This is a genomic window from Halomonas salipaludis (genome assembly GCF_002286975.1).
GTDB classification, from domain to species: domain Bacteria; phylum Pseudomonadota; class Gammaproteobacteria; order Pseudomonadales; family Halomonadaceae; genus Franzmannia; species Franzmannia salipaludis.
This window is the reverse complement of the sequence record NZ_NSKB01000001.1, coordinates 723745-736116: the sequence shown is the minus strand read 5'-3', so window position 1 is coordinate 736116 and position 12372 is coordinate 723745. Positions and strand designations below refer to the sequence as shown.

Sequence of the window (12372 nt, the reverse complement as noted above, 5' to 3'; positions counted from 1 at the left end):
TACTAAGGAGCCCTTTCCTTGACCGCTTTCGTATCGAACGTACTACGCGCCCGCCTGATTGAGGGCGTGCATGCCGCAGGCCGCGAGGTCATGGCCATCTATGCCCGCGACTTCAGCGTCGAGACCAAGGACGACCAGAGCCCGCTCACCGAGGCCGACATGGCCTCGCACCACGCGCTGGTCGCACTCCTTGAAGACCTCACCCCCGAGGTGCCGGTGCTCTCCGAAGAGTCCGCCGAGATTCCCTATGCCACCCGCCAGGCCTGGCAGCGCTACTGGCTGATAGACCCGCTGGACGGCACCAAGGAGTTCGTCAACAAGAACGGCGAGTTCACCCTCAATGTGGCGCTGATCGAAGAGGGCGTCCCGGTGTTCGGCATCGTCTACGCCCCGGTGCTGCAGACCACCTGGGTGGGCCAGGTAGGTGGCGAGGCCTTCAAGATCGCCCAGGGCATCTATGCCAACATCCAGGTACGCGAACTGCCCGACCCCGAAGTTGCACCTTGGAAAGTAGTGGGCAGCCGCCGCCACGGCGCCGAGACCTTCGAGGCCTTCTGCGCCGGCCTGCCTGCCCATGAGTGCGTTTCCATGGGCAGCTCGCTCAAGCTCTGCTTGGTAGCCGAAGGCAACGCCGACCTCTACCCGCGCCTGGCCCCCACCAGCGAATGGGACACCGCCGCCGCCCAGGCCGTGGTCACCGCCGCTGGCGGTGAGGTGCTCAACGTCGAGACCCTCGAACCACTGCGCTGCAACCAGCAGGAGAGCGTGCTCAACCCGTTCTTCATCGTCTGCGGGCAGCGCGACGAGCGCTGGGAAAGCGCGCTGCGTGCCAGCTTGCAGTAGGGAGTAGTGTCATGAGGCTGAGCGAAAAGGATATTAAGATTATTAAATCTGCCACTAAGGATATTTTTGGCTCAGATGCACAGGTCGTACTGTTTGGATCACGAACGGATGATGCGGCAAGAGGTGGTGATATAGACTTGCTGGTACAAGTAGATACATTTGTTGAACGTCCAGCTTGGGATGTTGCAAGACTCCAGGCCAAAATTATCAAGCAGTTAGGGGATAGAAAAATCGATATCCTTCTTGATGCACCCAATATGCCTAAAGCTGCAATTCATCGTGTCGCCAAAGCACAAGGTATTGCTCTGTGAAAACATCTTATGAGCAGCAAGAGCGCCTAAAGTTTCTCATGCGAGTGGTGAAGAAGGAAGTACGGCATCTGGAATATGCTGCAGGTCCTAATTAATCTAGAAAAGGCTGAGAAATACGGTTGGCTTGATTCGTCTGAGGATTGGATAGCTCTAAGACAGTTACGTAATCAGATGATTCATGAGTACATTGAAAATCCTCGAGTACTCTTCGATGCACTCACTGCTGCCTATGCTAACATGAGCATCCTGCAAAATATGGCTAATAGTCTTGAGGTTCAAGCCAATAAAGTTTTGAATTAAATATATATTGATTAGCCTCATTGCGCTTTTCCCCTGAATGCTTCAGCGAATATAATTTTCCAAGGTATTGTCGATGTCTGGAATCACCCCCGAACGTCAAACCCACCTCAAGCAGCTCGAGGCGGAGTCGATCCATATCATCCGTGAAGTCGCCGCCGAGTTCCGCCATCCGGTGATGATGTACTCCATCGGCAAGGACTCCTCGGTGATGCTGCACCTGGCGCGCAAGGCCTTCTACCCGGGCACGCCGCCGTTCCCGCTGATGCACATCGACACCACCTGGAAGTTCAAGGAGATGATCCAGTTCCGCAACCGCATGGCGGCGGAGGCTGGCATGGAGCTGATCGTGCATACCAATGAGGAGGGGCGGGCGGCTAACATCAACCCCTTCGACCACGGCAGCGCCAAGTACACCGACGTGATGAAGACCCAGGCGCTCAAGCAGGCGCTGACCCAGCACGGCTTCGATGCCGCCTTCGGCGGTGCGCGCCGCGACGAGGAGGCCAGCCGCGCCAAGGAGCGGGTCTACTCGTTCCGCGACAAGTACCACCGCTGGGACCCCAAGAACCAGCGCCCGGAGCTGTGGAGCATCTACAACGCCAAGGTCAACAAGGGCGAATCGATCCGCGTGTTCCCGCTCTCCAACTGGACCGAGCTGGACATCTGGCAGTACATCTACCTCGAGCAGATCCCCATCGTGCCGCTCTACTACGCCGCGCCGCGGCCGATCGTCGAGCGCGACGGCATGCAGATCATGGTCGACGACGAGCGCCTGCCGCTTGAGCCTGGCGAAGTGCCCGAGGAGAAGTGGGTACGCTTCCGCACCCTGGGCTGCTACCCGCTCACCGGCGCGGTGGAGTCGCATGCCGCGACCCTGCCCGAGATCATCCAGGAGATGCTGCTGACCAAGACCAGCGAACGCAGCGGCCGGGCCATCGACCACGACCAGGCCGGCTCCATGGAGAAGAAGAAGCGCGAGGGATATTTCTAGTAGACACCGATGATCGCGACTGACGTCGCTCCTACAGGGCAAATAACCCGGTGTTGTGGGAGCGGTTTCAACCGCGATAGTCCGCTCGAGTCACCTTCCCTATATCTATTTCTTCAGGATTGATTATGTCTCATTCTTCGCCCTTGATCGCCGACGATATCGAGTCCTACCTCAAGGAACACGAGAACAAGGACCTGCTGCGCTTCATCACCTGCGGCAGCGTCGACGACGGCAAGTCGACCCTGATCGGGCGGCTGCTGCACGACTCCAAGATGATCTACGAGGACCAACTGGCGGCGATTACCCAGGCCTCCAAGACCAGCGGCACCACCGGTGACGCCGTCGACCTGGCGCTGCTGGTCGACGGCCTGCAGTCGGAGCGCGAGCAGGGCATCACCATCGACGTCGCCTACCGCTTCTTCTCCACCGACAAGCGCAAGTTCATCATCGCCGACACCCCAGGCCACGAGCAGTACACCCGCAACATGGCCACCGGCGCCTCCACCGCCAGCCTGGCGGTGATCCTGATCGACGCCCGCTACGGCGTGCAGACCCAGACCCGCCGGCACAGCTTCATCGCCGACCTGCTGGGCATCCAGCACCTGGTGATCGCGGTCAACAAGATGGACCTGGTCGACTTCTCCCAGGCGCGCTACGACGAGATCGTCGCGCAGTACCAGGAGGTCGCCGCCAAGCTCCACGCCCCGGACATCCGCTTTATCCCGCTCTCGGCGCTGAACGGCGACAACGTCGTCGACGCCAGCCAGCACACCCCCTGGTACCGCGACGCCAGCGGCGCCCCCGGCGCCACGCTGCTGCAGCTGCTCGAAAGCGTCGAGATCACCCACGACCAGAACCTCAGCGACCTGCGCTTCCCGGTGCAGTACGTCAACCGCCCCAACCTCGACTTCCGCGGCTACTGCGGCACCCTGGCCGCCGGCATCCTGCGCCCCGGGCAAGCGGTCAAGGCGCTGCCCTCGGGCAAGACCAGTGCAGTCGAACGCATCGTCACCTTCGACGGCGACCTCGACGTCGCCTATCCCGGTCAGGCCATCACCCTCACGCTCGCCGACGAGATCGACATCTCCCGCGGCGACTGGCTGGTCAGCGCCGAGGCCGAAGTCCCGCTGGTGGTCGGCTTCGACGCCGACATCGTCTGGATGCACGACACTGCCCTCGAGCCCGGCAAGCTCTACGACCTCAAGCTCGCCACCCGCGACCTGGCCGGCAAGGTCACCGCCATCGACTACCAGATCGACGTCAACACCCTCGAACACCGCCACGCCGAGCACCTCGACCTCAACAGTATTGCCCGCTGCAGCGTCGAGCTCACCGCCCCGGTACCGGTGGACGACTACCGCAAGAGCCCCGGCACCGGCAGCTTCATCCTCATCGACCGGCTGACCAACGTCACCGTCGGCGCCGGCATGATCCACCAGCCCACCGACAGCGAAACGCCCTACGAGTACCGCGCCCACGACAGCAAGGCCAACGTCGTCTGGAACCGCACCAGCGTCACCCAGGCCATGCGCGAGCAGCTCAACGGCCACAGCGGCAAGTGCATCTGGTTCACCGGGCTCTCCGGCTCCGGCAAGTCGACGCTCGCCAATGCTCTCGACATCGAGCTCAACCGGCGCGGCTACCACACCATGCTGCTGGACGGCGACAACGTGCGCCACGGGCTGTGCAAGGACCTCGGCATGAGCGAAGCCGACCGCGCCGAGAATATCCGCCGCGTCGGCGAAGTCGCGCGGCTGTTTGCCGAAGCCGGCATCATCGTCATCACCGCCTTTATCTCGCCGTTCCGCAAGGACCGCGACGCGGTGCGCGCGCTGTTCGACGACGACGCCTTTATCGAAGTGCACGTCGACACCCCGCTGGACGTATGTGAGCAGCGCGATCCCAAAGGCCTGTACCAGAAGGCGCGGGAGGGCAAGATCAAGGACTTTACCGGGATTGATAGTCCTTATGAGGTACCACCGCGCGCAGAAGTAATTTTAAAGAGCGATATATTTACTCAGCAGGAATTAGTCAAGAAATTGATTAAGATTTCTGTCTGATTGATCATAAAGGAAGTGATATGAACAATGTTTATCTCCATTTTGGCGCTCACAAAACTGGCTCAACTCTATTTCAAAAATGGCTGAAAGAAAATAATGATTTTTTTCATGAATCCAATGTCGAACTTTATGTTAAGAAAGACCTAAAAGAGGAGCTAGGTGAGTGGGCTTCTTGGTCCATAGAGGAAAAGGAACTTACTAGTAGGTTTCCCCAAAAATTTAACAACTTCTTGCAGAGTGTTGATGGGAAAAAGGATGTTCTAATCTCTTACGAAGGGTTTCTTGGCGGGCTCGACCTAAGTAAATCAGGTGTGATTTATCCTAATGCAAGCAAAATTTGTTCACTTTTCAGCGATGGCTTGAAAGAATCAAATGTAAAAGTTTCATTTAGCATAAGAAGTTACGACGAATTCATCGAGTCAAGTTATAAGTGGCTAGTGAAACATGGGATGGGAAAGCAGTTTAAAAAATATCATTTAGGAATAAAGAAGGATGGGTTTAGTTGGGCGCCGGTTGTTGATTCAATAGTCGGAAATTTCGGAGAGGAAAATGTTTTTCTATGGGATTATGAGGATTATAAACAATCCCCTCAAGAAATGCATAAAAAGATAATGAGTTTTTATTATGGACGAAATATAAACCATGATTTCCAAATCCCAGGGGAAGAGATGGTGAATGTCTCCTTTGGCAAGATTCCATTAAGGCTGTCAAGAGCTTTTAATGAGGAAATCAATAAGACCCCTAGTTTGAATCCTCAAGATAGGAAGAAAGCAAAAAGAGCCATGAGGAAAGTTTTAGAAAGTCAGTTTAATGAAGGAGAGATGGGAGGGAAGCCGATTTTATTGAATGACATAGAAATAAAAGAATGGAGGGAAAAATATAGAGAAGATATCTCAAGGTTGAAAGAAAAGTACAGTCAAGCATTCTATGTGGGTGTCTAAGGTTTCTACAGTAAATGATATTTTTTAATATATCGGGTAGATGTTGGTTTAAAATTTACTTATTCTATGGCGGATAGCTGATTGCGTTTAATGCATGTCGAAAGAATCATGGGGCAAGGTCGTAGATATTATCTTGGGTTTCTATGGCTGCTAAAAGAGGTATGGATAAGTAATACAAAGTCCTTCATGAAGGTGGTGGTTGCATCAGGGATTGGAGTGTTCTTGAGTGGGGTCTCACTAGCATCAATACTATATTTTTTGAACTTGTTTGAAACTAATGGCGAGGTACCATTTCTTGGCCCAGTAAAAGATCTTCTTCACACAGGAGTTTTTTTGTACCTGCTAATAGGTGCTTTGGTGTTTCTTATAGCAGGGTTTTACCTTGTGTATCTTGCAAAAAAGCTAAGTATTGCTCTAGGTGCAGAGTTTCAAGTTCACTGTGCTGGGAAAATACTTACTTCGTTTGGTGGCAAGCTGACTGTGCCTGCAGCTTACATGAGTGAAAATAGACTATACCTTGAACTGAATAGGCTTCAAAACTCTGACGCACGCCAATGTGGTATGGCTGTCAGACGAATTTTGCAAAGTGTTGTCGCCATACTCGTAGTGCCAGTAGGGTTTGTTGTCATGAGTCTATTGAGCTGGCAGTCAACAATTTTTATTATTATTTTGGTTTTTTTGGCTGGTCCCGTCTACTATATAATTAACTTGGGTGCTACGAAAGCGACAAAAGACCATGAAATGCTGAGCTCTCCAGCTAGAAAAAGCACTTTAGATATATTAAAAAGAGGCGATGAGCTAACTGAGGTTAATGTTAAAAAAGGGCGGCCAGTTCTATCTGCTCACGATAGTGGGGGTGCCTTTATAAAGGCATCTGATGCTTTTAGGAGACGCTTTACAGCCTTAGCTGAGGCTGAGTATATGAGCCAGTGTATAATGGCGATAGGGATATTCGTGCTGCTTACCTATATGGGATATTTAGCATTAATTAACCAAGTTAGCTGGACTTTTATCCTCGGCTTTTTGGTTGTGTTCAGATTTACCATGGCCGCCTTTAAGCAGTTGTTTCAAACGATGGCGACATATTCAAGACTTTTTCCTGCAATCCATCGCGTCTGTGATTTTTTATCACATGGAAATGGAACAGGTCAGTCATACAGCTGTCTGCCAGACAAGTTTGTAGTACGCGTGATGAAAGATGGTATATATAATGGTGGTAGACGATTGTTTATTGAGTCAGGCCAGACCATTGGGATTACAACAGATGTGCCTGTCAATAGATATACGCTAAGACACTATGCCAGAATTCTAGTTGGTCAAAGATATAGCGAACTTGATAGTCTTATAACTAAAATGGTCATTATCAGTAGTGATAGGAAGGTCCTATCACTCAAAGGAAATACCAAAATGGCTGCTGGAAATTTTGAGATTGATAAGGACAGTATAGTCTTTGTCAATGTGCAAACTTTGAGAGAAGATCCCGGACTGTGGGAAGAGTTGAAAAGGAAAGAGATTCGTTATCTTGTTGCATGTGATAAAACAGGTAAGGGAGTGCATAACCGTAAGGTGGATATCCACTTAGTTGGTGCGGATGATGGTAAGTTAGTTGCTGCTGGGACTGTAGACTTTATTAAAGCTAATGCTTCGAAAATATCAAATGTTGTACAGAGTCGGCGTGATAAATTGGTGAAAACCTTCTCTGATAATGAAATTGATGAAGATATATGATAAAGCGAAATAGTTAAGATGCTAGGAGGGCATATGAAAATTATCGATTGCACGCTTAGAGATGGCGGTTATTATAACGATTGGGACTTCGATAAAGTCTTGGTTGAAAAGTACCTTGAAGCAATGGCCGATGCAAAAATAGACTTTGTAGAGATTGGCTTTAGGTTCATTGACAAAGAGACCTTTTACGGCGCCTATGCTTTTGCCACCGACAAATGGCTTGAGACGCTAAGGGTACCCGATGGCGTTACCTTGGGTGTCATGTGTAATGCTAAGGACCTATTGGCAGGGGGAAATCCTCGTGCTCAAGTGATGGAGACTTTCTCTCCGGCAGATGAGTCTCCTGTAGAGCTCGTGCGAATTGCTGCTCACTTCAAGGAAGCCGAAGCCTGTGAGGAAGCGATCTATGCGCTCCATGAACTGGGGTATAAGATTGGCTTCAATCTAATGCAGGCCGGTGGACGCTCGCCCGACGAGATTACGGCTAAAGCCGTGGCGATGGCTGAGTGGCCGCTGGAAGCACTTTACTTTGCCGATTCTCTCGGCAACATGTGGCCAGAGGACGTGGCCAATACCGTCAAGGCGCTTCGCAAAGGCTGGAGTGGAGAAATTGGCTTCCACTCTCATGACAACATGGGTAATGGCTTGGCCAATACGCTCGCGGCCTATGAAGCAGGGGCCACATGGCTGGATGCAACTGTATTGGGAATGGGGAGAGGCGCAGGGAATGTGCGCCTCGAGTATTTGTTGTTGGAACTGGCTAGGAAAAACATACGTGAATCACGGTTAGACAGCCTTCTTGATCTGGTCGTGAGTGATTTCCTTCCCATGCAGGAACGCTGCAAATGGGGGCCGAATCTCTTTTACCATCTTTCGGCACTGTATGGCGTTCACCCTACTTACGTCCAGGAAATGCTTAGTGAGGGCCGCTATGACCACGATCAAGTCATCGCGGCGCTTCAGCGTCTCGGGGAAACAAAAGCGTCGGGCTACTCTTATTCTACCCTGCTTGAGGCAGTCGGTGGTGGCGAGCAGCACTCCGTAGAGGGCAGTTGGGTTGCCAAGGACTGGCTCAAAGACCGTAATGTCTTGCTAATTGGACCGGGGGAAAGCAGCCGTGATCACATGGAAGCTCTCATACATTACATAGATGAGCATGATCCTTTTGTGATATGTCTGAACAGTAATCCTTGGTTCCCGTCAGATCGCATCGACGCCTGGGTTGCATGTAACACCAATAGAATGCTGATGGACCAGGATTACTATCATCAGCATACGGGACAGCTTATTACCCCGGCAGGTGCAATCCCTGAGAAAATGCGTGACTCACTCAAAAACTGGAAGTTGATGGACTATGGCCTTAAGCTTGATGCCTCGCGCTTCGTAATCAGTGAAACTGAGTGTGTGATACCTACGCCACTTACGCTTTTGTACGCTATAGCACTGGTAAATGCGGCAGGCGCATCTTCCGTGCAAGCTTGTGGGCTAGATGGCTATAAGTCACATGATCCACGGCATATTGAAATTGAAGAAGCACTGAAGCTATATCATAAATCTAGTCCTGAACCTCTCCAGGTAATATCGATTACACCTACAAACTTAAGCTTCAAGAAGAAAAGTGTATACGCGCCGGAGTATAATTAATGAAATGTCTTATCCTAATCCCTGCTCGATATCGCTCTAGCCGCTACCCGGGTAAGCCATTGGTAGACGTTGCAGGAAAAACGCTTCTACGCAGGGTGTGGGAGCGCTGCGAACCTGTATTAGGAGCCGACTCAGTCATTGTGGCAACGGATGATGATCGTATAGCGACGCATTGCGAAGAGCAGGGAATGCGCTGGGTTATGACTTCGTCTAGCTGCCTTACCGGCACTGACCGCTTGGCTGAAGCTGCCCAAGAGCTAGAAGCCGATCTCTACATCAACGTGCAGGGCGATGAGCCGTTAATACGTCCCGAAGACATACAAGCAGTTATTGAAGCAGCAAAGCAGTATCCTGGAGAGATTCTAAACGCTACTTGTGAGATAACTCACGAGGCTGATTATTTTAGTAAAAATGTACCGAAAGTTGTGGCTCGACCAGATGGGCGATTGCTGTATATGAGCCGTTCACCGATTCCAGGGAATAAACAGCGGGAATTCACCACATCTAGAAAACAAGTCTGTATCTATGCATTTCCACCTGAAGCACTGGCAGAATTCGCGGCTAAAGGAATGAAAACGCCACTAGAAGCATCCGAAGATATCGAGATTCTTCGCTTCCTCGAAATGGGTTATGAAATTCGAATGATCCCTGTTTCGGGCAGTTCGATTGCCATTGATGAACCTGAAGATGTGGCTCGAGTAATAGCAGCCTTAGATCAGAATGGAATGAGGTGAGCTATGGGAAGCGTAAACCATAATATCCTCAGTTACCCGACCTATTTTTTTGATTGTGATGGGGTCTTACTTGATAGTAATCGGGTGAAATCAGAAGCGTTCTATTTGGCAGCTGTTGATTATGGAGAAGAGGCTGCCCAGGAACTCGTTAAATACAATTCGGAAAATGGTGGAGTTTCGCGACAGGAAAAATTTCACTATTTCTTCGATACCATCTTGGGTTTCAATGACTTCCCGCATGATAAGTACATGCTAGCATTGGAGCGTTACGCTGAAAAAGTCCGAGAGGGGTTAGCCCAGTGTGCAATCGCACCGGGAGCACGCGAATTCCTAGAGTCACTACCTGAGGAAAGCCACTGTTTTGTGGTTTCAGGGGGCGAGCAGAACGAGGTGAAATGGGCGCTGGAAAAAAAGGATCTTGCCCGTTATTTTACAGATATATATGGTAATCCAGATGATAAGATGGAATTAGTGAGAGCTTCCAAAGCTCGCTATAACTGGAAATACCCTGCACTATTTTTTGGTGATGCTCGTTACGATCATGTCGTCGCCCAAGAGTTTGATATGGATTTTATTTTCATGCTGAAGTTTAGTGAATATAAAGACGCAAGGTCTTATGTAAAGGAAAACAGCCTATTTTCTGTCAATAAATTTGATGAGCTCTAGGGGTAAAGCTTAGTATGGCTACTATCTTAGCATTTGGTTTCCCTTTTACGCCTAAAAATAAATCCCGATTTACTGGGTTGGGCACAGGGCCTATCGTTCTTAAGAGCTTTCAAGAGAAATTGAATTCAAAGGTAATGTTGGTGTCTCCTGCGGCAAGGTACTATGCTAAGGACGACAATATTATGCCGCAAGAACACCGGCTAGTTATCAGGGGAACCTCGCAATCTTCGGCTCCCTTGGACCAACCTAAGTGGGAAAAACTACTTAAACTTGAAGCAACCATTATGGAAATGGAGGGGCGTACTCATATTCGCCAAGAGATTAGTACTCCGTCTATAAATGTATATGACAACAGAAGGAATAGTGTTAGAAACAAAATAGCATATTGGAATGAATTTGTTAATAAGCGAAAGTTAGTAGCATATGTCAATTCTAATGTTCCGCACTTAGTAGACGATTTGATATGTTATGAATTATGTAAAATCTATAACATTCCAGCAGCTTTTCCTTATCGTCTACCAATCGTACCAGGTGTAAGTGCTCGTTTGTACATCCCATATTCATTATACGAACATGGAAAAGTATACGATAGAGATGGAAGTGTAATAAGTTGCGATAGCATTAGTGACGACGAAGCCAGAGCTCCTTTGCCAGATGACTTGCGCTTGATTTATGATGAGGTAGTAGTTGCCGGAAAAAGCTTGTCGGAAGCTTCTAAAGAAGTACTAGAGAGAAGTGAGGTAGTGTTGCCAAAGCAATTCTCAAGGAAAATAAATGATGATGGTGTGATTGATTGGAAGAAAAAAATAAAGCATGTTTTAAAAGGCGAATGGATAACATTGAGTAGTAAAGTAGAATTATATAAAATTGAGCGAGAGAATAATAAAATATATAAGGAATTGGCGGAAAAGAAATTGCCGGCTAGACCATTTGTATATTTCCCTTTGCATATGCAACCAGAGGCAAGCTCCTGTCCATTAGGTGGTATGTACTCCGATCAACTTCGTGCTATTCGTGTGTTATCAGAAGCATTACCCAGTGGCTGGACGCTGATGGTGAAAGAGCATCCTGTTCAGGATCTAACTCGCCGTCCATTAGGTTGGTATCGTGAAATATTGAAAAATCAGAATGTGGAGTTGGCTAGCTTAGACTTATCTTCTGCAGATCTTCAACGTGAATGTAGGGCAGTAGCTACGCTTACAGGTACTGCCGCATGGGAAGCGTGGCTGTGGAGAAAGCCAGCAATTGTTATGGGGCATATACTCTTTCAGGAGGCACCAGGGATATATAAAGTAAGGTCGCTGAAAGATGCTAAAATAGCTCTTAGAAAAATTCAAGAAGGAGTGTTACATACTCAAGATGATATTCGTCTATTTCTTGGAAAGCTCGCAAAGTTGAGCTTTACTGGTCACTTAGATGCATATATCTCTCCTTGTATGTCTGAGGACTTCGATGCGGCGGCTAATGAGAGAGACATAGGTATACGGCTAGCCATGGCAATCATCGCTCAGCAGAAAGATACTGATAGAGCAATTATTAAGAAGCCATTTCCGGATGTCTCTTTGCAACAAGAGGCTCTGTAGCAAAAATGAGTTCAGATCAAGAACTGAATATGCCAGATATTGGTAATGCAGATAATAAAACCTCTGCTTTAGACAAGGAATGCAGCCAGCCTGAAGCGGTTATGCTGTGTAATACGTCTCTACATGTTCTTAATGCATTAGAGGCATGTGAGAAATTTAAAATTGAGCATGGCAATGTATGGATTGTAATAACTATGCCACCGCTAACCAATCCTGAAAATATCTATCCAATACTTAAACAAGGGAATTGGGGTAGAGTGATATGGATAGATGATCGCCCAAGAATAAGTCGCGGGTGGCGGTTTTTCTTAGGCCTATGGTATCAATATAAGTATCATAGAAAATGGCAAAGTCAACTTGTATCGTCTAAAAAAGTTAGAAGAATTTTTTGCCCTTTAAATCGACTGGTAATGAATCGCTTTGTGGTGAACTGGTTAAAGCCAAGGCAAGTGATATGGTACGACGACGGTACATTATCGTATGTATTGGCAAGGCAAATGGCTTTTTCTTCAAAAAAACAATAACGATTATCTCAGTATCTATTTGTAGCTATTTTATGTGTTCGTGACTG

General features: G+C 49.1%; 11 protein-coding genes. All 11 read left to right on the top strand.

Features of this window, described 5'->3' with window-relative positions; all coding sequences use genetic code 11:
* Positions 1-18: 18 nt before the first annotated feature.
* The 11 genes from cysQ (at position 19) to CK498_RS25640 (ending at position 12325) form a co-directional block, all read left to right on the top strand.
* Complete coding sequence (gene cysQ, locus CK498_RS03620; protein ID WP_095619473.1) at positions 19-843, top strand: 3'(2'),5'-bisphosphate nucleotidase CysQ; 825 nt, start codon at positions 19-21, stop codon at positions 841-843.
* 11 nt (positions 844-854) lie between these two features.
* Positions 855-1154, top strand: a complete 300-nt coding sequence (locus tag CK498_RS03615) for a nucleotidyltransferase domain-containing protein (protein ID WP_095619472.1) — start codon at positions 855-857, stop codon at positions 1152-1154.
* Between the two features lie 373 nt (positions 1155-1527).
* Entirely contained in the window at positions 1528-2445 is a 918-nt protein-coding gene (gene cysD / locus CK498_RS03605; protein WP_095619471.1) for a sulfate adenylyltransferase subunit CysD, read from the top strand.
* A gap of 125 nt (positions 2446-2570) precedes the next feature.
* A complete protein-coding gene (cysN, locus tag CK498_RS03600) occupies positions 2571-4505 on the top strand; it encodes a sulfate adenylyltransferase subunit CysN (RefSeq protein WP_095619470.1) in 1935 nt (644 codons plus the stop codon).
* Positions 4506-4525: 20 nt separating this feature from the next.
* The gene (locus tag CK498_RS25655; protein ID WP_141246909.1) at positions 4526-5446 is read left to right on the top strand and encodes a hypothetical protein; all 921 of its coding nucleotides are present in this window, start codon (positions 4526-4528) and stop codon (positions 5444-5446) included.
* Between the two features lie 108 nt (positions 5447-5554).
* A complete protein-coding gene (locus tag CK498_RS25650) occupies positions 5555-7174 on the top strand; it encodes an ABC transporter ATP-binding protein (protein ID WP_141246908.1) in 1620 nt (539 codons plus the stop codon).
* 33 nt (positions 7175-7207) lie between these two features.
* Positions 7208-8818: an aldolase catalytic domain-containing protein gene (locus CK498_RS03595; protein ID WP_217987679.1), complete on the top strand. Its 1611-nt coding sequence runs from the start codon at positions 7208-7210 to the stop codon at positions 8816-8818.
* Positions 8818-9552, top strand: coding sequence for a 3-deoxy-manno-octulosonate cytidylyltransferase (locus CK498_RS03590; RefSeq protein WP_095619468.1), 735 nt, complete (start codon positions 8818-8820; stop codon positions 9550-9552). Before CK498_RS03595 ends, CK498_RS03590 begins: the two co-directional genes overlap by 1 nt.
* 3 nt (positions 9553-9555) lie before the next feature.
* Positions 9556-10218, top strand: coding sequence for an HAD family hydrolase (locus tag CK498_RS03585; RefSeq protein ID WP_095619467.1), 663 nt, complete (start codon positions 9556-9558; stop codon positions 10216-10218).
* A 14-nt stretch (positions 10219-10232) separates the two neighbouring features.
* Positions 10233-11801 (top strand): capsular polysaccharide export protein, LipB/KpsS family, encoded by a 1569-nt coding sequence (locus CK498_RS25645; RefSeq protein WP_141246907.1) that lies wholly within the window; start codon positions 10233-10235, stop codon positions 11799-11801.
* A gap of 29 nt (positions 11802-11830) precedes the next feature.
* Positions 11831-12325 (top strand): hypothetical protein, encoded by a 495-nt coding sequence (locus tag CK498_RS25640; RefSeq protein ID WP_141246906.1) that lies wholly within the window; start codon positions 11831-11833, stop codon positions 12323-12325.
* Positions 12326-12372: the final 47 nt, after the last annotated feature.

Bases quoted from the DNA above. Each gene is read 5' to 3' on its own strand.
- CK498_RS03615 (WP_095619472.1), top strand. From the start codon at position 855: ATGAGGCTGAGCGAAAAGGATATTAAGATTATTAAATCTGCCACTAAG.
- cysD (WP_095619471.1), top strand. From the start codon at position 1,528: ATGTCTGGAATCACCCCCGAACGTCAAACCCACCTCAAGCAGCTCGAG.
- cysN (WP_095619470.1), top strand. From the start codon at position 2,571: ATGTCTCATTCTTCGCCCTTGATCGCCGACGATATCGAGTCCTACCTC.
- CK498_RS25655 (WP_141246909.1), top strand. From the start codon at position 4,526: ATGAACAATGTTTATCTCCATTTTGGCGCTCACAAAACTGGCTCAACT.
- CK498_RS25650 (WP_141246908.1), top strand. From the start codon at position 5,555: ATGGGGCAAGGTCGTAGATATTATCTTGGGTTTCTATGGCTGCTAAAA.
- CK498_RS03595 (WP_217987679.1), top strand. From the start codon at position 7,208: ATGAAAATTATCGATTGCACGCTTAGAGATGGCGGTTATTATAACGAT.
- CK498_RS03590 (WP_095619468.1), top strand. From the start codon at position 8,818: ATGAAATGTCTTATCCTAATCCCTGCTCGATATCGCTCTAGCCGCTAC.
- CK498_RS03585 (WP_095619467.1), top strand. From the start codon at position 9,556: ATGGGAAGCGTAAACCATAATATCCTCAGTTACCCGACCTATTTTTTT.
- CK498_RS25645 (WP_141246907.1), top strand. From the start codon at position 10,233: ATGGCTACTATCTTAGCATTTGGTTTCCCTTTTACGCCTAAAAATAAA.
- CK498_RS25640 (WP_141246906.1), top strand. From the start codon at position 11,831: ATGCCAGATATTGGTAATGCAGATAATAAAACCTCTGCTTTAGACAAG.